This window comes from Enterobacter asburiae (assembly GCA_011754535.1).
In the GTDB taxonomy this organism is placed as follows: Bacteria; Pseudomonadota; Gammaproteobacteria; order Enterobacterales; family Enterobacteriaceae; genus Enterobacter; species Enterobacter cloacae_N.
This window is the reverse complement of the sequence record JAAQVN010000001.1, coordinates 855,598-877,105: the sequence shown is the minus strand read 5'-3', so window position 1 is coordinate 877,105 and position 21,508 is coordinate 855,598. Positions and strand designations below refer to the sequence as shown.

Here is a 21,508-nt window from a genome sequence, read left to right as displayed (position 1 = left end):
CAAAATAAACAGCAAGACTTTCCTGTCAGGAAAGTCTTTAGTGTTTTCTCCCTCTCCCTGTGGGAGAGGGCCGGGGTGAGGGCATCAGGCCGCACTCATCAGGCCGCACTCCCCTCTTTCACCTAACTCATGAATACTTCTTCGTGCGCCGCGTCGGCGCCGTATTCGCCGGATCGTCCGGCCAGACGTGTTTGGGGTAGCGCCCTTTCATCTCTTTCTGCACTTCACGGTAGCTTCCCGCCCAGAACGCCCCCAAATCGCGGGTGATCTGCAATGGACGATGCGCAGGCGAAAGCAGCTCAAGCACCAACGGCACACGCCCTTCAGCAATAGACGGTGTGGTGGCTTCACCAAACATCTCCTGCATCCGAACCGCCAGCGCCGGAGGATTATCCTCATGATAACGAATGGCAATCCGGCTCCCGGTGGGCACAGTGTAATGCCCAGGAAGCTCACTATCCAGACGTTGACGTAATGACCAGTCCAGTAAATTCTGTAACGCGGTCTTAACATCAAGCGCCTTAAGGGCGCGCAGAGAGTGCACGCCGCTCATTTGTGGCAATAACCAGTGCTCAAGCGTGGCCAGCAGCGTCTCATCATCCACCGCTGGCCAGCCGTATTCCGGTATCCACTTCGCGGCGCAGTGCAGACGAATACGGTACTGTTCGGCCTCCGGCGTCCAGTTCAGCACGCCCAGCCCTTTTTCCCGGATGCCGTTCAGCATTGCCTGGTGTAACTCTTCTTCCGACGGCTTCGCCAGCGGTTTCGTCCCGAGGATCAGTTTGCCAATCTGCCTACGCCGAAACGCCTTCAGCGTCCCCTGGGCGTCATCCCATTCCACGATGTCCGATTGCTGGAGCAGCTGCGGGGAGGTGCGCGTCAGGGCGTCTACGTCCACGGCAATCGCCTGCAGGATACGCGCATCCGGAGACTGGCTGCCCTGAAGCAACAGCGGGGCGATCAGCCACTCGTGACGCGTCAGGGCATCATCGCTGTCCAGCATCGCCCCCATACCGTTTGCCAGCTGATAGCGACCGTCAAGCCCGCGGCGGCGCGCAATCCTGTCCGGGAAGGCCAGCGCCAGCAGGGAGGCAATCTTATCGCCGTCAGGTGAACCGCCCCGGCTATTCAGACGTTTGCACAGCTGCTGCGCCCGCTGCTGCCAGTTTCCCTGACTGCGCGAAAACGCCTGCCCCAGATCGCTGCTGCCTCCGCGTGGCGGCTCCTCAAGAATAGCCGCCAGTTTCGCCGCCGTGGCAATTTCATCTTCTCCCTGCGCGGCCACCAGCATCGCCGCCAGACGCGGATCGTTGCCCAGCGCCGCCATTTTCTGACCGCGCGCCGTCAGACGTTCACCTTCCAGCGCGCCAAGCTGGGTCAGCAGGCTGCGCGCGGCGGCGAGGTTCACGACGGGCGGCGGATTGAGCCAGGTGAGCTGTTCAGGGTTCGGGCAGCCCCACTGCAGAAGATCCATCACCAGCCCTGAGAGATCGCTTTGTAAAATCTCCGGCGTGCTTTGCTGTGCCGCTCGTTCAGCGTGCTCCGCGCTGGTCAAGTGCAGGCAAATCCCCGGCTCAAGACGCCCCGCACGGCCCGCGCGCTGCACCATTGACGCCTGGCTGATGCGCTGCGTCAGCAGTTTCGTCAGCCCGGTGCGTGGATCAAAGCTCGCCACCCTCTCCTGCGCGCTATCCACCACCAGGCGAATGCCTTCGATGGTCAAGCTGGTTTCGGCAATGTTGGTTGCCAGCACCACTTTACGCTGCCCCGCCGGGGCGGGAAGGATGGCTTTACGCTGCTCGGTCAACGACAAGGCACCATAGAGCGGGCAAAGCATAACGTCAGTGCCCACCCTGGAGGCCAGCCGCTCCTGCACGCGCTGAATCTCCCCCACGCCGGGCAAAAACAGCAGCAGCGAACCGGGCTCCTGGCGAAGCAGGTCAGCAGTGGCAACAGCCACCGCTTCGTCAAAGCGCTGATGGGCAGGAAGCGGCAGATAGCGGCGCTCAACAGGGAACGCTCGACCTTCGGAGGCGACAACCGGCGCATCGGGCAGCGTCTGCTGCAGCCGCTCGTTGTCCAGCGTCGCCGACATAATCAGCAGCCGGAGATCGTCGCGCAGTCCCTGTTGTACATCCAGCAACAGCGCCAGGGCGAGATCCGCCTGCAGGCTGCGCTCGTGGAATTCATCCAGAATCACCAGCCCGACGCCGGTCAGCTCCGGATCGTTTTGCAGCATGCGGGTGAGAATACCCTCGGTGACCACCTCAAGACGCGTGGACGGGCCGACGCAGGTTTCGGCACGCATCCGATAGCCCACCGTTTCACCCGGTTTTTCATTCAGCAGTTCCGCCAGCCGCTGCGCCACGTTGCGCGCGGCCAGCCTGCGCGGCTCGAGCAGGATGATTTTTCCGGCAATCTTCCCCTCTTTGAGGATCTGCAACGGCAGCCAGGTAGATTTACCCGCCCCCGTAGGCGCGTTAAGCAAAACCTGCGGGGCATGTTGTAAGGCAGCGAGAAGCTCAGGAAGGACGACGGCGACCGGCAATGAGGACACTAACAGCTCCAGAGGGTTAACATTAGTCGGCGTACATTGTAGCATCGGCGCATATCATTACCGAGTCCCCCCGAATGTCTGAGTCGAAACGGCTGTTTTTTGCCATTGAATTGCCCACCACCGTACAGCGGCACATCGTTCGCTGGCGCGCGGAACATTTTCCGCCGGAAGCGGGCCGACCCGTTGCGGCAGCCAACCTGCACCTTACGCTGGCGTTTCTGGGTGACGTGAGCGCCGAAAAACAGCGGGCGTTGGCCGCCATGGCCGGGCGAATTTCTCAGCCACCGTTTACGCTGCACCTTGACGACGCGGGCCAGTGGCTGCGTTCGCGCGTGGTCTGGCTGGGTACTCGCCAGCCGCCGCGCGGGTTGTTACAGCTTGCCAATATGCTGCGCGCGCAGGCGGCGCGAAGCGGCTGTTATCAAAGCCCGCAGCCGTTTCACCCGCACATCACGTTATTGCGCGATGCCGGTCAGGCCGTTGCTATCCCGCCCCCGGGCTTTCATTGGGCTTTTCCGGTCAATGAATTCGCGCTTTATGAATCCGTCTTTGCACAGGGACGCACCCGCTATACGCCGCTACAGCGCTGGACGCTGGGCGACACCACAAGGAATTCTGATGAAGTTTAGTCCTGCACTCCAGTCTGCCACGCTGATCCAACGCTACAAACGCTTCCTCGCCGACGTGGTGACGCCGGAAGGCGAAGCGCTCACCCTGCACTGCCCCAACACCGGCGCCATGACCGGTTGCGCCGCCCCGGGTGACACGGTCTGGTATTCCACGTCAGAAAATACTAAACGCAAATATGCCCATACCTGGGAAATAACCGAGACGCAAAACGGGGCATTTATTTGCGTTAACACCCTGCGCGCAAATCAGCTCGTTAAGGAAGCGCTGACTAATGGCGCCATTCCCGAACTTGTGGGTTACGGTACGCATAAAAGTGAAGTGAAATATGGCGATGAAGGCAGCAGAATTGACTTCATGTTACAGGCGGAAGACCGGCCTGAGTGCTATATTGAAGTAAAATCAGTGACGTTAGCGGAACAGGAAAATGGCTTCTTTCCGGATGCGGTAACGCTACGCGGGCAGAAGCATCTGCGAGAGCTAATGAGTGTTGCGGCGGCGGGCAAACGCGCCGTATTGCTGTTTGCGGTGTTGCATTCAGCCATTGAACGGTTTTCCCCTGCCCGCCATATCGATCCTAAATACGCACAACTGTTGAATGAGGCACAAAAGCAGGGGGTAGAGGTTTTAGCTTATAAAGCGGAACTTTCTGCCGATAATATGACTCTGAGATCGTCTCTTCCCATTGTCTTATAAGGGATTAGACGATTGATGAATAAGTGTTCTGGCCGCGTGCGCAAATACGCTTTTCCTCACAGGCTTGTCAAGTGTTACGTTTAGATAATTGCCATACGGAAAAGCATCTGCTATTTATAGCGACCTGATTTTTCCCCCAACACGGGGATCGATAGTGCGTGTTAAGGAGAAGCAACATGCAAGAAGGGCAAAACCGTAAAACATCGTCCCTGAGTATTCTCGCCATCGCTGGGGTGGAGCCGTATCAAGAGAAGCCGGGCGAAGAGTATATGAACGAAGCCCAGCTGTCGCACTTCAAGCGTATTCTTGAAGCATGGCGTAATCAACTCAGGGATGAAGTGGATCGCACCGTTTCGCATATGCAGGATGAAGCGGCTAACTTCCCTGATCCGGTAGACCGTGCCGCTCAGGAAGAAGAGTTCAGCCTCGAACTGCGTAACCGTGACCGCGAACGCAAGCTGATCAAAAAGATCGAGAAAACGCTGAAAAAAGTCGAAGACGAAGATTTTGGCTACTGCGAATCCTGCGGTGTTGAAATCGGTATTCGTCGCCTGGAAGCGCGTCCAACCGCCGATCTGTGCATCGACTGTAAAACGCTGGCCGAAATCCGCGAAAAACAGATGGCCGGCTAACGCCAGCGCTGTTTACACACTCCAAAGGCGGGAGTCTCTCCCGCCTTGTTACTGTTGATATGTCTGAATCACCCTATATTGGGCGCTTCGCGCCATCTCCTTCCGGTGAATTACACTTCGGCTCATTAATTGCCGCGCTCGGCAGCTACCTGCAGGCTCGCGCCCGCCAGGGCAAATGGCTCGTACGCATTGAAGATATTGACCCTCCGCGTGAAGTTCCCGGTGCTGCAGACACCATTCTGCGTCAGCTGGAACATTACGGTCTTCACTGGGACGGCGACGTCCTCTGGCAGTCAAACCGTCATGAAGCCTACCGGGAACGTCTGGCCTGGCTTAGCGCTCAGGGGCTTTCCTATAACTGCACCTGCACCCGCGCGCGTATCCAGAGCGTGGGAGGGGTTTATGACGGCCACTGCCGCACGCTGAATCTTCCCCCGGAAAATGCCGCCGTACGGATAAAGCAGCGCTTCCCGGTGACGTGCTTTAACGATTTACTCTCCGGCGAAATCCATGCTGATGAGCGCCTCGCGCGCGAGGATTTTATTATTCACCGCCGCGACGGCCTTTTCGCCTATAACCTGGCCGTGGTCGTCGACGATCGTTTCCAGGGCGTCACGGAAATTGTGCGCGGGGCAGATCTGGTCGAACCGACGGTGCGACAAATATCGTTGTATCATCAGTTTGGCTGGACAGCGCCGGATTACATTCATCTGCCGCTGGCGGTCAATGCGCAGGGCGTTAAGCTGTCCAAGCAAAACCACGCCCCGGCCCTGCCAGACGGCGATCCGCGTCCTGTTTTGATCGACGCGCTGCGATTTCTCAACCAGAATGTAACCAACGAATGGCAGGATCTGTGCATTGACGAACTGCTGAAAATAGCCATTGCCAACTGGACGCTCACGGCGGTGCCAAAAATCCAGCATTCTCAAATGCGTTGCGCTGAGCTATGATTAGCCGCTTTTTTCATAACAAAACACACTACGAGGTGTACCATTTTTACCCGAGTCGCTAATTTTTGCCGTAAAGTGCTAAGCCGCGAAGAGAGCATGGCGAACGACGCTATTGCACAGCCACACATGTCGGTTATTCCGCGTGAGCAGCACAATATTTCCCGCAAAGATATCAGTGAAAATGCCCTCAAGGTACTCTATCGTCTGAATAAAGCGGGCTACGAGGCCTATCTCGTTGGCGGTGGGGTGCGTGATTTACTGCTGGGCAAAAAACCGAAAGATTTCGACGTGACGACCAGCGCCACGCCTGAGCAGGTGCGCAAATTATTCCGTAACTGTCGTCTCGTTGGCCGCCGTTTCCGTCTCGCTCACGTGATGTTTGGGCCAGAAATTATCGAAGTGGCGACCTTCCGCGGCCACCACGAAGCGGGCGCATCCGATCGCACCACGTCACAGCGCGGCCAGAACGGCATGCTGCTGCGCGACAATATCTTCGGTTCTATCGAAGAAGATGCCCAGCGCCGCGACTTCACTATCAACAGCCTTTATTACAGCGTGGCGGATTTCACCGTGCGCGATTACGTCGGCGGCATGCAGGACCTGAAAGAGGGTCTGATCCGTCTGATTGGCACGCCGGAAACGCGCTATCGCGAAGATCCGGTGCGCATGCTGCGCGCCGTGCGTTTTGCCGCCAAGCTGAACATGCGCATCAGCCCGGAAACCGCAGAGCCGATCCCGCGTCTGGCGACGCTGATTAACGACGTACCGCCTGCCCGCCTGTTTGAAGAGGCGCTGAAGCTGCTGCAGGCTGGCTACGGGTTTGAAACCTACAATCTGCTGCGCGAATACAACCTGTTCCAGCCGCTGTTCCCGACCATTACCCGCTACTTCACCGAAAACGGTGACAGCCCAATGGAGCGCATGATTGCACAGGTGCTGAAAAATACCGACACCCGCATCCATAATGATATGCGCGTGAACCCGGCATTCCTGTTTGCGGCGATGTTCTGGTATCCCCTGCTGGAAACGGCTCAAAGAATCACCCAGGAGAGCGGCCTCGCCTATTACGATGCCTTCGCGCTCGCCGCGAACGACGTGCTGGACGAAGGGTGCCGCACGCTGGCAATCCCGAAACGTATTACCACGCTGGTGCGCGATATCTGGCAGCTACAGCTGCGCATGTCCCGCCGTCAGGGCAAGCGTGCCTGGAAGCTGATGGAGCATCCAAAATTCCGCGCGGCCTTCGATCTGCTGTCGCTACGTGCGGAAACTGAACGTAATCAGGAGCTGCAGCGTCTGGCGCAGTGGTGGGCTGAGTTCCAGGTTTCCGCCCCGCCGGAGCAGAAAGATATGCTGACCGGGCTGGATGAAGAGCCTGCACCGCGTCGCCGTCATCGTCGTCCGCGCAAACGCGCGCCGCGTCGTGAAGGGACAGCATGACCCTCGCGTATATCGCCATCGGCAGTAATTTAGCCTCTCCGCTGGAGCAGGTTAACGCTTCCGTACAGGCCCTGGGTGAGATCCCGCAAAGCCGTATCGTGGCGGTCTCCTCGTTTTACCGCACGCCGCCACTCGGGCCACAGGATCAGCCTGATTATCTGAATGCCGCCGTGGTGCTGGAAACGGCCCTCGATGCCGAAACGCTGCTGGAAAATACCCAGCGCATCGAGCTACAGCAGGGGCGCGTGCGTAAAGCCGAACGCTGGGGGCCGCGCACGCTCGACCTCGATATTATGCTGTTCGGCCATGAAGTGATTAATACCGAGCGCCTCACCGTACCGCATTACGACATGAAAAACCGTGGCTTTATGCTCTGGCCGCTCTTTGAAGTGGCACCCGATCTCACCTTCCCGGACGGTACCGCATTAAAGACCGTTCTGAGCAACCTCAACGCGGAAAGACCCGCTCGCTGGTGATCCTCTCCCCCACCGATTGACCGCAAAATAATTGTGGTTAATCGGTTACCTAAAATCATTGTTCCCTCGAATGTTACTGTTAGAATGCGCAAAGATTCGCTTTGGGCTATCAGGAAACAGTATGAAACCAACCACCATCTCCTTACTGCAGAAATGCAAACAGGAAAAAAAACGCTTCGCCACCATCACCGCGTATGACTACAGCTTCGCCAAACTGTTTGCCGAAGAGGGTATCAACGTCATGCTGGTCGGAGATTCGTTAGGGATGACGGTACAAGGACATGATTCCACCCTGCCGGTAACGGTTGAGGATATCGCTTACCATACCCGCGCCGTGCGCCGTGGAGCCCCTGCCTGCCTGCTGCTTTCCGACCTGCCGTTTATGGCCTACGCCACGCCAGAGCAGGCATTTGAAAACGCGGCGGCGGTAATGCGCGCGGGCGCTAACATGGTCAAAATTGAAGGCGGCGCCTGGCTGGTGGATACGGTGAAAATGCTCACCGAACGCGCGGTACCGGTGTGCGGTCATTTGGGTCTGACGCCGCAGTCCGTCAACATCTTTGGCGGGTATAAAGTGCAGGGCCGCGGCGACGCAGCCCAGACGCTGTTTGATGATGCCCTGGCGCTGGAAGCCGCCGGCGCGCAGCTGCTGGTGCTGGAGTGCGTGCCGGTTGAGCTGGCGAAACGCATCACCGACGCGCTAACCATTCCGGTGATTGGTATTGGCGCAGGCAACGTGACCGATGGTCAGATTCTGGTGATGCACGACGCCTTTGGCATTACCGGAGGGCATATTCCGAAGTTTGCCAAAAATTTCCTTACCGAAGCGGGCGACATGCGCGCTGCGGTCAGGCAGTATATTGCCGACGTTGAATCCGGTGTTTACCCGGGTGAAGAACACAGTTTCCATTAAGGAGTCTCGTTGTGCTAATCATTGAAACCCTGCCGCTGCTTCGCCAGCATATTCGTCGCGCGCGTCAGGAAGGTAAACGTATCGCACTGGTCCCAACCATGGGCAACCTGCATGACGGCCACATGAAGCTGGTGGACGAAGCAAAAGCCCGCGCAGATATCGTGGTGGTCAGTATCTTCGTTAACCCAATGCAGTTTGACCGCGCCGATGACCTGGCACGCTATCCGCGCACCCTGCAGGAAGATTGCGAGAAGCTTAAAAAGCGCCACGCAGACATCGTCTTCTCACCGGCCCCGGCAGATATCTACCCGCAGGGTACCGACGAGGCGACGTACGTTGATGTCCCCGGCATTTCCACCATGCTGGAAGGCGCCAGCCGCCCTGGACACTTCCGCGGCGTCTCCACCATCGTCAGCAAGCTGTTCAACCTGGTGCAGCCGGACGTTGCCTGCTTCGGTGAGAAAGATTTCCAGCAGCTGGCGCTGATCCGCAAGATGGTCGCCGATATGGGATACGATATTGAGATTGTCGGGGTGCCGATTGTGCGTGCGAAAGACGGTCTGGCGCTCAGCTCGCGCAACGGCTACCTGACCGCTGACCAGCGTAAGATCGCACCGGGCTTGAGCAAAGTCATGAACACCATGGCGGAACAGCTGCTGGCGAAAGAGCTGGCCGCAGAAGAGATCGTCGCCCTTGCAGAGCAGGCGCTGAACGACAAAGGCTTCCGCGCTGATGATATTCAAATCCGCGATGCTGATACCCTGCTTGAACTGACGCAGACCAGCAAACGCGCGGTAATTCTGGTGGCGGCATGGCTCGGCCAGGCACGCCTTATCGACAATAAAGTGGTTGAGCTGGCGTAGTTCTTCACCCTGGATAATTAAAGGTAAACGTAATGATTCGCAAAATGCTGCAAGGTAAGCTTCACCGTGTGAAAGTCACCCAGGCCGACCTGCACTATGAAGGCTCCTGCGCCATTGACCAGGATTTCCTCGACGCGGCGGGTATTCTTGAAAACGAAGCGATTGATATCTGGAACGTGAACAACGGCAAACGCTTCTCCACCTACGCCATTGCCGCCGAGCGCGGCTCCAAAATCATCTCCGTTAACGGCGCGGCAGCGCACTGCGCGGACGTGGGCGATATCGTGATCATCGCCAGCTTCGTGATGATGTCTGACGAAGAAGCGCGCCGCTGGCAGCCAAAAGTGGCCTATTTTGAAGGCGACAACGACATGAAGCGTACCGCGAAGGCGATTCCTGTTCAGGTTGCCTGATCGTTAACCCTGCGGCTGATTGCTGATCAGCCGCGACATGGTCTCCAGAGAATCCGTTCTTAATATATACAAACGCTTCAGCAAGAACGGATTATCCCCCGGCTTCACCTTCCCTTTCACTGTGGTCACAGCCAGATGAAAACCGGCGTCGTTCGCCGCCTTGATCGCTTTATTGTCGTAGCCACCAAACGGATAGGAAAGGTACAGCACGCGCGGATTAAACTGCGACAGCGCGCGACGAGAACGTTCAAAATCAAACAGGATCACGTGATAGCTGCGGCTCAGCAAGATCGGGTGTTTATACCCGTCGACGCGATGCAGGAAGTGAGTATGAGACTGAATATCGAACACGTCCTGAATGCCCTTAATTTCCTGAACGCTCATAAACTGCAGCGATTTCGGGTCCCACTTCTGCGGATGGCCTTTAATTCGTGAGGAAATGATAAACGCCGTCGCGTTGAAGCCATATTGTTTCAGAACCGGATACGCGTAGCGGCTCACCGACTTCAGGCCGTCGTCAAAGGTAATCACCACCGCCTTTGCTGGCAGGTTCATCCTGTTACGCACGTAGCCCTCCAGCTGGTACATCGTCAGCGTGGTGTACCCCTGGTCGCGAAGCCAGGTCATCTGGTTGCTGAACGCGCGTACGCTGGTGGTCGTGGAAGTATGACGAAAACGGGTGTTCTCCTCATCTCGCAGAATATGGTGGTAGGTCAGAACCGGAATGCCGTTATCTTCCTGCGCATCCAGGCTGCTGATCCACGCCAGACGATTGCCAATGCGGATCTGAAACCAGGTCTGATTCAGACGGTCTTTAAGTTTGTTCAGAATGGGATAACGCAGGTTGGCGCTAAGGGTGCCAAAAGGCGCACTTCCGCTGCTGGGCGCGTTATAGACGGGCGTATCTTTCCAGGTGATGAGGTTCTGGTTACTGAGCGGCTTGTTCAGATCGCCCAAGCTGTCCTCAACGCGCTGTTTGCCCTGCACTTTCTCAAGGTGATCTTTATCGATAAACCCCGTGCCGAATCCGAAGCGAAATTCATAATAATCCGCCGCAGCGGGAAAGACCGCGAGGATCTGCCCGGCGCGAATATTGCCTACGTTAACCACCTCGTTCCCCACCTGGGCCCAGATGGCCGCATCCTCAGTGGTTTGCATATATTGAGCAGGAAGCCCTTGCTGGCTTATCAGGCTGGCAGACGCCCCGCCGGAAACCAGCAGCAAAAGGAGAAAGATAACGCGCATGAACATAGGATATTAATCGACACAGGAAATCAGTCGCCATTGTAGCAAAAGCGACATCAATACCAATGTTTAATGCTTATACAGATCGTGAAGCAGAACGAAAGGCGGGTTCTTCTGCTGCTGGTGCCACAGGCTGCTCACTTCCGGCAGCCCCTCTGCCACGATGGCGTGACGAAACTCGGCGCTGCTTAATGAGGCACGAAGCGGATACACGGTTTCGAGTAAAGGCAGGCTGATACCGGAGATCACTTCACAGTTATCATGCTTGTGGCTCAGTAACGCCGCGGCCCGGTAAGGCGCGGCCCCGGATTTATCGGTAAGAAAAATGACCCCATCACCGGTGTCCGTTTCATGCAGGGCATCGCACATCATCCGGCTGAGCATGTTGGTGCTCAACCCGCGCCAGTAATTTACCGCCCGGCATTGCGCCAGCGGGCCAAATCTGGCCTCAAGCTTGTCCAGCATTTCCTGCGCCTGTTCATCGTGGCAGGTAATAACCCATCCCAGCATAACTCTCTCCTTAGCAGGCAAGTAGTTTAGCGAAGTGAAGGTTTGCTTACGGTGATAACTGTCAAAGAAAGTGCCCGGCAACCAGAACGTCGCCGGGCAGGAGGCTAACTGCGCAGACCGCGCCCACGCTGGATCAGATACCAGCACAGCAGGTAGAAGGCGATGATGAACACCACCAGCACCGCCACCGTGGTAAACAGCGGCACATCGGTAATGCCGAGGAAGCCAAAGCGGAAACCGCTGATCATGTAGACAATCGGGTTCAGGTGCGACAGCGCCTGCCAGAACGGTGGCAGCAGCGTCAGGGAGTAGAACACCCCGCCGAGATAGGTCAGCGGCGTCAGCACGAAGGTCGGGATCAGGCTGATGTCGTCAAACGTTTTGGCGAATACCGCGTTCAGCAGACCGGCCAGCGAAAACAGGATCGCCGTCAGGAGCAGCGTGAGCGCGACAAACAGCCACGAGTGTACCTGGAACGGGACGAAGAACAGCGAAATCGCCGTGACCAGGATCCCCACGCACAGCCCGCGCGCCACGCCGCCACCCACGTAACCGGCGATGATGACGTGCGTCGGCACCGGTGCCACCAGCAGTTCTTCAATGTTGCGCTGGAATTTGGCGCTAAAGAACGACGACGCCACGTTGGCGTAGGCGTTGGTGATCACCGCCATCATGATCAGACCCGGCACGATAAACTGCATGTAGGTAAAGCCGTGCATTTCACCAATGCGGGAGCCAATCAGGTTACCAAAGATAATGAAATAGAGCGTCATAGTGATGACCGGCGGCACCAGGGTTTGCACCCAGATACGCATAAAGCGGTTAATCTCTTTCGCCCAGATGCTCTTCAGCGCGACCCAGTAAAGATGCGTCATGCCTTGTCTCCTTGTTTATCCTGCACCAGAGAGACAAACAGCTCTTCCAGTCGGTTCGCTTTATTACGCATACTTAATACCTGAATCCCCTGCGCGCTCAACTGGGAGAACACGCTGTTGATCCCCTGCTCGCGCAGCACTTCCACTTCCAGCGTCGAGGTATCTACCAGGCGATACTGGTACCCTTCAAGCTTCGGTAGCGGGCTTTTTGCCGCCAGATCGAGAATAAAGGTTTCTGATTTCAGCTTGGAGAGCAGATCCTTCATCGAGGTGTTTTCCACCAGCTCGCCGTGCTGAATGATGCCGATGTTGCGGCACAGCATTTCAGCCTCTTCCAGATAGTGGGTGGTCAGAATGATGGTAGTGCCCTTGTCGTTGAGATCTTTCAGGAAGCCCCACATGGAACGACGAAGTTCGATATCGACACCCGCAGTCGGTTCATCGAGGATCAGCAGCTTTGGCTCGTGCATCAGCGCACGGGCAATCATCAGGCGGCGCTTCATCCCGCCGGACAACATCCGCGCACGCTCGCTACGTTTTTCCCAGAGATCGAGCTGCCTGAGGTATTTTTCGCTGCGCTCCAGCGCCTCTTTACGCTCAACGCCGTAATAACCCGCCTGGTTAACGACAATCTGCTGCACCGTCTCAAACGGGTTGAAGTTAAACTCCTGCGGTACCAGCCCCAGCTGACGCTTGGCGTTCACCACATCTTTTTGCAGATCGTATCCGAACACGCTGACGCGGCCGGAGGTTTTGTTCACCAGCGAACTGATGATCCCGATGGTGGTGGATTTCCCCGCCCCGTTCGGCCCCAGAAGCGCGTAAAAATCACCGGCCTCTACTTTTAGATCTATCCCGCGTAGCGCCTGAACGCCACCCGGATAGGTTTTTTTAAGCTGCTCAAGCTCCAGTGCAATTGCCATGAATTTAACTTACCTTCAGTTCTTACACACGTTGTGTGGTTTCATTAAAAGTCGGGTTACCCTATAGTAGCGCAACGCAATTACTTGGTTACAGGTCGCTAACCTCCATGAACGACATAGATACACTCATTAGCAACAATGCACTATGGTCAAAAATGCTGGTGGAGGAAGACCCCGGATTTTTTGGAAAACTGGCGCAAGCCCAAAACCCGCGCTTTCTCTGGATTGGCTGTTCAGACAGCCGCGTACCTGCGGAACGCCTGACCGGCCTTGAGCCCGGCGAACTGTTTGTTCACCGCAACGTCGCCAACCTGGTGATTCATACCGATCTCAACTGTCTTTCCGTGGTTCAGTATGCCGTTGACGTTCTGGAAGTCGAGCACATCATTATTTGCGGCCACTACGGCTGCGGCGGCGTGCAGGCGGCGGTTGAAAATCCGGAACTGGGGTTGATTGATAACTGGCTGCTGCACATCCGCGATATCTGGTTCAAACATAGTTCACTGCTCGGCGAAATGCCGCAGGAGCGACGCATGGACACCCTGTGCGAGCTCAACGTGATGGAGCAGGTATATAACCTTGGGCATTCGACCATCATGCAGTCGGCGTGGAAACGCGGGCAGAAGGTTTCAATCCACGGCTGGGCGTACGGTATTCACGATGGGCTGCTGCGCAATCTGGAAGTCACCGCCACTAACCGCGAAACGCTGGAGCAGCGCTACCGTTCGGGGATTGCCAACCTCAAGCTTAAGCATGTGAACCATAAATAAACAAAGCCGGGGGTTTTCACCCTCTCCCCGTGGGAGAGGGCTGGGATGAGGGCATCAGCCCGCTATTACTCGTCCAGCAATACCACTTTCCCGACATACGGCAGATGACGATAACGCTGCGCGTAGTCAATGCCGTAACCGACGACGAATTCGTCCGGAATCGAGAAACCGACAAACTCCACCGGCACCTGCACTTCACGGCGGTCAGGTTTATCCAGCAAAGTACAAATCGCCAGAGATTTTGGCTCACGCAGGCTCAGGATCTCGCGCACTTTTGACAGCGTGTTGCCGGAGTCAATAATGTCTTCAACGATCAACACATCTTTGCCACGAATATCTTCATCCAGATCTTTCAGGATTTTCACATCACGGGTTGTGGACATGCCGCTGCCGTAGCTGGAGGCGGTCATAAAATCGACCTCGTGCGGCACCTGCACTTCACGGCACAGGTCTGCCATGAACATGAAAGAGCCACGCAACAGGCCCACCAGCACCATTTCGCTGCCGCTGTCCTTGTAATGTTCGGTGATTTGACGACCCAGTTCGGCGATACGCGCTTTGATCTCGGCTTCCGGGATCATCACTTCAACAGTATGTTTCATATTACTAACCATATGATTTTAATGAAAATCTCTCAATGCAGGTGAATGTATTTCCGGCATCGATACGCAAGCCAGCCATTATACCAGCAAATGGATAACCCTGGCGCATGAGTTATAAAAAGCAAATATTGTGATTCCGATCACACTTGTTAATACCTATAATTAGTTGCTAGCAAATTATTAACAAAAACTGACGAGTACACTTTCTATGGCTGAAACAAACTCTAAACAGCCGCGTCTACTGGTGACACTAACAGCGCTATTCGCCGCCTTCTGCGGCCTGTACCTGTTAATCGGTGGCGTCTGGCTGGTCGCGATCGGCGGCTCCTGGTACTACCCGATTGCGGGCCTGGTTATGCTTGGCGTAACCGTCCTGCTCTGGCGTAGAAAACAATCCGCACTGTGGCTCTATGCCGCACTGCTCCTCGCCACGATGATCTGGGGCGTCTGGGAAGTCGGCTTCGACTTCTGGGCGCTGACCCCGCGCAGCGACATCCTGGTCTTCTTCGGTATCTGGCTGATCCTGCCGTTTGTCTGGCGTCGTCTGATTGTCCCTTCCAGCGGTGCCGTTGCGGCGCTGGTGGTAGCGCTGTTAATCAGCGGCGGCATCCTGACATGGGCAGGTTTTAACGACCCACAGGAGATCCACGGCACGCTGAACGCGGAATCCACGCCTGCGGCAGCTATCTCTCAGGTGGCGGACGGCGACTGGCCGGCCTATGGTCGTAACCAGGAAGGTCAACGCTACTCCCCGCTGAAGCAGATCAACACGGACAACGTTAAAAACCTGAAGGAAGCCTGGGTATTCCGTACCGGCGACCTGAAGATGCCAAACGATCCGGGCGAACTGACCAATGAAGTGACCCCGATTAAAGTGGGCAACATGCTCTACCTGTGTACGGCGCACCAGCGTCTGTTTGCGCTCGACGCGGCCACCGGTAAAGAGAAATGGCACTTCGATCCGCAGCTGAACTCCAACCCGTCCTTCCAGCATGTCACCTGCCGTGGCGTTTCTTACCACGAAGCGCGTGCCGATAATGCCAGCCCGGAAGTGATTGCCGACTGCCCGCGCCGCATTATGCTGCCGGTGAACGATGGCCGTCTGTTCGCCATCAACGCAGAAACGGGCAAGCTGTGTGAAACCTTTGCCAACAAAGGCATCCTGAATCTGCAGACCAACATGCCGGACACTACGCCGGGTCTGTATGAGCCAACCTCGCCGCCAATCATCACCGATAAAACCATCGTGATTGCCGGTTCGGTAACGGATAACTTCTCCACGCGTGAAACCTCCGGCGTTATCCGCGGTTTCGACGTGAACACCGGTAAACTGCTGTGGGCCTTCGACCCGGGCGCGAAAGATCCAAACGCGATCCCGTCGGACGAGCACACCTTTACCTTCAACTCGCCAAACTCCTGGGCGCCAGCCGCGTATGACGCGAAGCTGGACCTGGTCTATCTGCCAATGGGCGTGACCACGCCGGATATCTGGGGCGGTAACCGTACGCCGGAGCAGGAACGTTATGCGAGCGCTATCGTGGCGCTGAACGCGACCACCGGTAAGCTGGCGTGGAGCTACCAGACCGTTCACCACGATCTGTGGGATATGGATATGCCGTCCCAGCCGACGCTGGCCGACATTACCGTAAACGGCAAAACCGTGCCGGTCATTTACGCTCCGGCCAAGACGGGCAACATCTTCGTCCTGGATCGCAGCAACGGTAAGCTGGTTGTGCCGGCACCGGAAAAACCGGTTCCACAGGGTGCCGCAAAAGGCGACTACGTCAGCAAAACCCAGCCGTTCTCTGACCTGAGCTTCCGTCCGAAGAAAGACCTCAGCGGTGCAGACATGTGGGGTGCCACCATGTTTGACCAGCTGGTGTGTCGCGTGATGTTCCATCAGCTGCGCTATGAAGGCATCTTCACGCCGCCGTCGGAGCAGGGCACGCTGGTCTTCCCGGGTAACCTGGGGATGTTCGAGTGGGGCGGTATCTCCGTTGACCCGAACCGTCAGGTGGCGATTGCCAACCCAATGGCGCTGCCGTTCGTTTCTCGTCTGATCCCACGCGGTCCGGGCAATCCGATGGAGCAGCCGAAAGACGCGAAAGGCAGCGGTACCGAAGCCGGTATTCAGCCGCAGTATGGCGTGCCGTTTGGCGTGACCCTGAACCCGTTCCTGTCTCCGTTTGGTCTGCCGTGTAAACAGCCGGCCTGGGGTTACATCTCCGGTCTGGATCTGAAAACCAACCAGATCGTCTGGAAAAAACGTATTGGTACGCCACAGGACAGCATGCCGTTCCCGATGCCGGTTCCGGTGCCGTTCAATATGGGTATGCCAATGCTGGGTGGCCCTATCTCCACCGCCGGTAACGTGCTGTTCATCGCGGCAACCGCAGATAACTATCTGCGCGCGTACAACATGACCAACGGTGAAAAACTGTGGCAGGGCCGTCTGCCGGCCGGTGGACAGGCAACGCCGATGACCTATGAAGTGAATGGCAAGCAGTACGTTGTCATCTCTGCGGGTGGTCACGGCTCGTTTGGCACGAAGATGGGCGATTATATTGTCGCGTACGCATTGCCGGACGAAGGCAAATAAAAGCAAAACGGCAACTTCGGTTGCCGTTTTTGTGTTTGTTCCCTCTCCCCGTGGGAGAGGGTGAGGGCATCAGGCCGCTCTGCTTTAAACCGTGAACCCCAGCATCATCCCCGTATCTTCGTGCTCCAGCAGATGACAGTGGGCCATATAGGCAAACTCTTTAGGCGCGTCGTGGTCAAACTTCACCAGCACCTCGCTGACGCCGCCTTCTACTCTCACCGTATCTTTCCAGCCTGCGCGATGCGCATCCGGCGCTTTGCCGTTCTCAGAAAGAATGCGGAACTGGGTACCGTGGATGTGGAACGGGTGCAGCATCATGTCGCCTTCGCCTGAAATCACCCAGCGCTCAAACTGACCTTTAGTGGCAGCAAACATCGGCGCGTTCATGTCGAACGCTTTGCCGTTGATCGTGTTGGCGTTGTGGAAATCGAACCCGTGACCACCGTGATCCATGTTCCCCATGCCGCCCATTTTGCCGTGATCCATATTCATATGGCCCATCATCTGCCCGTGGTGCATCCCCGCCATCGCCTGATTGCCATACTTCTTCATCAGCGCCTGCATGCCCATCATGTCCAGCATCGGATCCATGGCAAGCTGAAGCTTGCGCCGCGTAAGGCCATCCAACGACGGGAGAGCAGGCAGCGTGGCTAAGGTGTCCGGCAGCGTACCAGAGGCCGTGACCTGTAGCGGCTGAATGCGCAGCACCGGATGCGGTTTATCAAACGGCGCAACCGCCATCCCCATCTGGCTGACCGGCAGCGTTACCAGGTCGAACGGCTTGCCGTTGCTGATGTCCACCAGCACTTCGAAGCGTTCGCCCATGAGCATCGGCAGCTCGCTCACCTTCACCGGCTCCGGCAGCAGGCCGCCGTCGCTCGCCACGACATACAGCGGGCGCTTATCGCTGGCAGCAAAATTCAGCGAACGCGCGTTACAGCCGTTAAGCAGACGTAAACGCAGCCAGCCTTTCGGCGCGGCATGCTGCGGATAGATCGCGCCGTTGGCCAGCAGCGTATCGCCGAACCAGCCGACCGCCGCGCTCATCACGTCCAGCTGATAGTCAATCTGGCCGTCCGCGGTGAATTTTTTGTCCTGCACAATCACCGGCACGTCGTCGATGCCCCACTGTTTCGGCAGGCGCAGCAGGCGGCTATCGTCGTCTTCAATCAGCACCAGCCCCGCCAGCCCCATCGCTACCTGATGGCCCGTTTTTCCATGCTGATGCGGGTGGAACCAGCAGGTCGCCGCGCGCTGGTCTGGCGTAAAGGTGACGCTACGTTTGCCACCGGCCTTGATAACCCCCTGCGGTCCACCGTCTACTTCGCCCGGGACTTCGAGCCCATGCCAGTGTAGAGTGGTCTCTTCAGCGAGCGTATTGTGGATATCCACCGTCACCGCCTTCCCTTTACGTAACTGAAGCGCCGGACCGAGCAAATTGCCGTTATAGCCCCACGTCGTAGCGTTGTTCTCGCCGAACGTCGTTTTACCGGCCTGAACAACAAGCTGGATACGGCTGCGGGCGTCAGCGGTCAGTAAGTCAGGGATGGGTAAGGCAGGCCTGTCAGCCGCAAAAACCGCGCGGCTCCAGAGTGGTAATGCGCTGGCAGCCCCCAGCACAGCGGAATATTTTAAAAAATCACGACGTTGCATGTTCATTTCCTTATTTCCAGCAGGCGATCTTTTGAGCATAAACCCTCCCCTTACCGGAAGGTCAAGTAAAGCGGCAATAATAAAGATCGTCGCACTGGCATCAAGTATGCTAACGTTAATTTTCCGTGAAGAAGTGGTAGAAGCAATGAAGACGTTTTTCAGGACAATTTTGTTCGGAAGCCTGATGGCAATGTGTGCGAACAGCTATGCGCTCAGTGAAAATGAAGCGGAAGATATGGCCGATTTAACGGCGGTTTTTGTATTCCTGAAAAATGATTGTGGCTACCAGAATTTACCCAACGGGCAAATTCGCCGCGCGCTGGTCTTTTTCGCCCAGCAAAACCAGTGGGATCTCAGCAACTACGACAGCTTTGACATGAAGGCGCTCGGTGAAGACAGCTACCGCGACTTGAGCGGTATTGGCATTCCCACGGCTAAAAAATGCAAAGCGCTGGCTCGCGATTCGCTCAGCCTGCTCGCCTACGTGAAATAACCTTCCCAACGCCCCCTGTTGAACCTATAACCGTGCAACCACGGTTATAGTTAGCTATCATGTTTCGCTCATTTTTTATGAGCGTTACGGAAGTTAACAAAGGAGGAGTCCGCGTATGGCCGACCACACGTTGTGGCATGAAACACTGCATGACCAGTTTGGTCAGTACTTTGCCGTTGATAACGTGCTCTATCATGAGAAAACCGATCACCAGGATCTCATCATTTTCGAAAATGCCGCCTTTGGCCGCGTGATGGCGCTGGACGGCGTCGTGCAAACGACCGAGCGCGACGAGTTTATCTATCATGAAATGATGACCCACGTTCCGCTGCTGGCCCACGGTCACGCGAAGCATGTCCTGATTATCGGCGGCGGCGACGGCGCAATGCTGCGCGAGGTTTCCCGTCATCGGTCCATTGAAACCATCACCATGGTGGAGATCGATGCAGGCGTGGTCTCGTTTTGCCGTCAGTATCTGCCCAACCACAATGCTGGCAGCTATGACGACCCGCGTTTTAATCTGGTCATTGACGACGGCGTTAACTTCGTTAACCAGACCACGCAGACCTTCGACGTCATTATCTCCGACTGTACCGACCCCATCGGCCCCGGCGCGTCGCTGTTTACCTCCTCGTTCTACGAAGGCTGCAAGCGCTGCCTGAACCCTGGCGGTATCTTCGTCGCGCAAAATGGCGTCTGCTTCCTGCAGCAGGATGAAGCCCTCGACAGCCATCGTAAGCTGAGCACCTATTTCGGCGACGTCAGCTTCTATCAGGCGGCCATTCCGACGTACTACGGCGGGATCATGACCTTTGCCTGGGCGACGGATAACGACGTGCTGCGCCATCTCTCCACCGAAATTATTCAGGCCCGCTTCCATCAGGCCGGTCTCACGTGTCGGTACTACAACCCGGCCATTCATACCGCAGCGTTTGCTCTGCCGCAGTACCTGCAAGACGCATTATCCACTAAGGGGGTGAGCTAATTGAAAAAGCTTAAACTGCATGGCTTTAACAACCTGACCAAAAGCCTGAGTTTTTGTATTTACGATATCTGCTATGCCAAAACAGCGGAAGAACGCGATGGTTACATCGCCTATATCGACGAACTCTACAACGCCAACCGTCTGACCGAGATCCTGTCAGAAACCTGCTCGATCATCGGTGCGAACATCCTGAATATCGCCCGACAGGATTATGAACCTCAGGGTGCCAGCGTGACCATTCTGGTCAGCGAAGAGCCGGTCGACCCAAAGCTTATCGACAAAACTGAACACCCGGGCCCGCTGCCGGAAGTGGTCGTCGCCCATCTGGACAAAAGCCATATCTGCGTGCACACCTACCCGGAAAGCCACCCGGAAGGCGGGCTGTGCACGTTCCGCGCGGATATTGAGGTGTCGACCTGCGGCGTGATTTCCCCGCTGAACGCGCTGAACTATTTAATCCACCAGCTGGAATCGGACATCGTCACGATTGATTATCGCGTGCGCGGTTTCACCCGCGATATCAACGGCATGAAGCACTTCATCGACCACGAGATCAACTCCATTCAGAACTTTATGTCCGAGGACATGAAATCGCTGTACGACATGATGGACGTGAACGTGTACCAGGAAAACATCTTCCATACCAAAATGTTGCTTAAGGAGTTCGACCTTAAGCACTACATGTTCCACACAAAGCCGGAAGATTTAAGCGAAGAAGAGCGCAAGGTCATCACCGACCTGCTCTGGAAAGAGATGCGCGAAATCTACTACGGCCGCAATATTCCGGCCGTGTAAGTGTTGCCCGGAGCAGGGACGCTTCGGGAGTTACTTCTGTTTCATGAACTCACGGTAGGCATTCACGACCTGCAGGAAGTCTTCCACGCCGCACAGCGACAGGCTCTCTTCGTCGTAGTAGCTCATCCCCTCTTCCATCTCGTCACCTGAAAACTCGAGCTGGTTAGCGCGCACCATCACCTCTTCGCCATCCATCCACAGCGTGTATTCATGTCCGGCGCGTTGCCAGGAGCGTTCACTGCCTTTTACCGTCTTCGCCGCCTGTTCGACTTCATCCAGCAGCGCGAGGTTCTCTTTCACCTCTTCGTTAAACCAGTGTCCAACGGCTTCGTGCCCCATCGACATACGCACTTTCACCACGCCGGTGATGTCGCGCAGAAATTCGTAATCCATAGCATTTTCCTCTGCAAAGCCATTAGGGTAATTATCGCAGCAGAGGGGAAGAAAAAAAGCGGGAGAGGTGGGAGGAATGAAAATAAAAAGGTGAGAGC

Annotated in this window: 22 protein-coding genes; 14 read left to right on the top strand and 8 right to left on the bottom strand. The window is 56.4% G+C overall.

Annotated elements, in window-relative coordinates; genetic code table 11:
• Positions 1-127: 127 nt before the first annotated feature.
• Positions 128-2,557: an ATP-dependent helicase HrpB gene (hrpB, locus tag HBM95_04035; GenBank protein ID NIH42111.1), complete on the bottom strand. Its 2,430-nt coding sequence runs from the start codon at positions 2,555-2,557 to the stop codon at positions 128-130.
• Between the two features lie 74 nt (positions 2,558-2,631).
• On the opposite strand from hrpB, the gene thpR reads away from it, so the two are divergent.
• From thpR to panD, 9 genes are all read left to right on the top strand, one after another.
• A complete protein-coding gene (thpR, locus tag HBM95_04030; GenBank protein NIH42110.1) occupies positions 2,632-3,186 on the top strand; it encodes an RNA 2',3'-cyclic phosphodiesterase in 555 nt (184 codons plus the stop codon).
• Positions 3,176-3,880, top strand: coding sequence for a DNA/RNA nuclease SfsA (sfsA, locus tag HBM95_04025; GenBank protein ID NIH42109.1), 705 nt, complete (start codon positions 3,176-3,178; stop codon positions 3,878-3,880). Before thpR ends, sfsA begins: the two co-directional genes overlap by 11 nt.
• Positions 3,881-4,056: 176 nt before the next feature.
• On the top strand, positions 4,057-4,512 hold the full coding sequence (dksA, locus tag HBM95_04020; protein ID NIH42108.1) for an RNA polymerase-binding protein DksA: 456 nt from the start codon (positions 4,057-4,059) through the stop codon (positions 4,510-4,512).
• A gap of 59 nt (positions 4,513-4,571) precedes the next feature.
• Positions 4,572-5,462, top strand: a complete 891-nt coding sequence (gluQRS, locus tag HBM95_04015; protein NIH42107.1) for a tRNA glutamyl-Q(34) synthetase GluQRS — start codon at positions 4,572-4,574, stop codon at positions 5,460-5,462.
• 15 nt (positions 5,463-5,477) lie between these two features.
• Positions 5,478-6,902, top strand: a complete 1,425-nt coding sequence (gene pcnB, locus HBM95_04010) for a polynucleotide adenylyltransferase PcnB (protein ID NIH42106.1) — start codon at positions 5,478-5,480, stop codon at positions 6,900-6,902.
• Positions 6,899-7,378, top strand: coding sequence for a 2-amino-4-hydroxy-6-hydroxymethyldihydropteridine diphosphokinase (gene folK / locus HBM95_04005; protein ID NIH42105.1), 480 nt, complete (start codon positions 6,899-6,901; stop codon positions 7,376-7,378). The genes pcnB and folK overlap by 4 nt, the downstream gene beginning before the upstream one ends.
• A gap of 121 nt (positions 7,379-7,499) precedes the next feature.
• Entirely contained in the window at positions 7,500-8,291 is a 792-nt protein-coding gene (gene panB / locus HBM95_04000; protein NIH42104.1) for a 3-methyl-2-oxobutanoate hydroxymethyltransferase, read from the top strand.
• An 11-nt stretch (positions 8,292-8,302) separates the two neighbouring features.
• Complete coding sequence (gene panC, locus HBM95_03995) at positions 8,303-9,154, top strand: pantoate--beta-alanine ligase (protein NIH42103.1); 852 nt, start codon at positions 8,303-8,305, stop codon at positions 9,152-9,154.
• A gap of 32 nt (positions 9,155-9,186) precedes the next feature.
• Complete coding sequence (gene panD, locus HBM95_03990) at positions 9,187-9,567, top strand: aspartate 1-decarboxylase (GenBank protein NIH42102.1); 381 nt, start codon at positions 9,187-9,189, stop codon at positions 9,565-9,567.
• 3 nt (positions 9,568-9,570) lie between these two features.
• Here the strand turns inward: panD and HBM95_03985 are convergent, their stop codons facing one another.
• The 4 genes from HBM95_03985 to HBM95_03970 all read right to left on the bottom strand — a co-directional run bounded on the left by HBM95_03985 (position 9,571) and on the right by HBM95_03970 (position 13,120).
• Positions 9,571-10,818 carry a polysaccharide deacetylase family protein gene (locus tag HBM95_03985; GenBank protein ID NIH42101.1) on the bottom strand — a complete coding sequence of 416 codons (1,248 nt, stop codon included), beginning with the start codon at positions 10,816-10,818 and terminating at the stop codon, positions 9,571-9,573.
• Positions 10,819-10,881: 63 nt separating this feature from the next.
• The gene (locus HBM95_03980; protein ID NIH42100.1) at positions 10,882-11,322 is read right to left on the bottom strand and encodes a PTS sugar transporter subunit IIA; all 441 of its coding nucleotides are present in this window, start codon (positions 11,320-11,322) and stop codon (positions 10,882-10,884) included.
• Positions 11,323-11,426: 104 nt separating this feature from the next.
• A complete protein-coding gene (locus tag HBM95_03975; GenBank protein ID NIH42099.1) occupies positions 11,427-12,197 on the bottom strand; it encodes an ABC transporter permease in 771 nt (256 codons plus the stop codon).
• Positions 12,194-13,120 carry an ABC transporter ATP-binding protein gene (locus HBM95_03970; GenBank protein NIH42098.1) on the bottom strand — a complete coding sequence of 309 codons (927 nt, stop codon included), beginning with the start codon at positions 13,118-13,120 and terminating at the stop codon, positions 12,194-12,196. The genes HBM95_03975 and HBM95_03970 overlap by 4 nt, the downstream gene beginning before the upstream one ends.
• 107 nt (positions 13,121-13,227) lie before the next feature.
• Here HBM95_03970 and can point away from each other — a divergent pair, with 107 nt between their 5' ends.
• On the top strand, positions 13,228-13,890 hold the full coding sequence (gene can, locus HBM95_03965; GenBank protein ID NIH42097.1) for a carbonate dehydratase: 663 nt from the start codon (positions 13,228-13,230) through the stop codon (positions 13,888-13,890).
• Between the two features lie 65 nt (positions 13,891-13,955).
• Here the strand turns inward: can and hpt are convergent, their stop codons facing one another.
• Positions 13,956-14,492 carry a hypoxanthine phosphoribosyltransferase gene (hpt, locus tag HBM95_03960; GenBank protein NIH42096.1) on the bottom strand — a complete coding sequence of 179 codons (537 nt, stop codon included), beginning with the start codon at positions 14,490-14,492 and terminating at the stop codon, positions 13,956-13,958.
• A gap of 208 nt (positions 14,493-14,700) precedes the next feature.
• Here hpt and HBM95_03955 point away from each other — a divergent pair, with 208 nt between their 5' ends.
• Positions 14,701-17,091, top strand: a complete 2,391-nt coding sequence (locus tag HBM95_03955; protein NIH42095.1) for a glucose/quinate/shikimate family membrane-bound PQQ-dependent dehydrogenase — start codon at positions 14,701-14,703, stop codon at positions 17,089-17,091.
• Positions 17,092-17,175: 84 nt separating this feature from the next.
• On the opposite strand, the gene cueO is transcribed toward HBM95_03955, so the two are convergent.
• Complete coding sequence (gene cueO / locus HBM95_03950; protein NIH42094.1) at positions 17,176-18,744, bottom strand: multicopper oxidase CueO; 1,569 nt, start codon at positions 18,742-18,744, stop codon at positions 17,176-17,178.
• A gap of 145 nt (positions 18,745-18,889) precedes the next feature.
• On the opposite strand from cueO, the gene HBM95_03945 reads away from it, so the two are divergent.
• The 3 genes from HBM95_03945 (at position 18,890) to speD (ending at position 21,017) form a co-directional block, all read left to right on the top strand.
• The gene (locus tag HBM95_03945) at positions 18,890-19,237 is read left to right on the top strand and encodes a YacC family pilotin-like protein (protein NIH42093.1); all 348 of its coding nucleotides are present in this window, start codon (positions 18,890-18,892) and stop codon (positions 19,235-19,237) included.
• A gap of 115 nt (positions 19,238-19,352) precedes the next feature.
• On the top strand, positions 19,353-20,222 hold the full coding sequence (gene speE / locus HBM95_03940; GenBank protein NIH42092.1) for a polyamine aminopropyltransferase: 870 nt from the start codon (positions 19,353-19,355) through the stop codon (positions 20,220-20,222).
• On the top strand, positions 20,223-21,017 hold the full coding sequence (gene speD / locus HBM95_03935; protein ID NIH42091.1) for an adenosylmethionine decarboxylase: 795 nt from the start codon (positions 20,223-20,225) through the stop codon (positions 21,015-21,017).
• Positions 21,018-21,047: 30 nt separating this feature from the next.
• Here the strand turns inward: speD and HBM95_03930 are convergent, their stop codons facing one another.
• Positions 21,048-21,410 (bottom strand): YacL family protein, encoded by a 363-nt coding sequence (locus tag HBM95_03930; protein NIH42090.1) that lies wholly within the window; start codon positions 21,408-21,410, stop codon positions 21,048-21,050.
• Positions 21,411-21,508 lie beyond the last annotated feature (98 nt).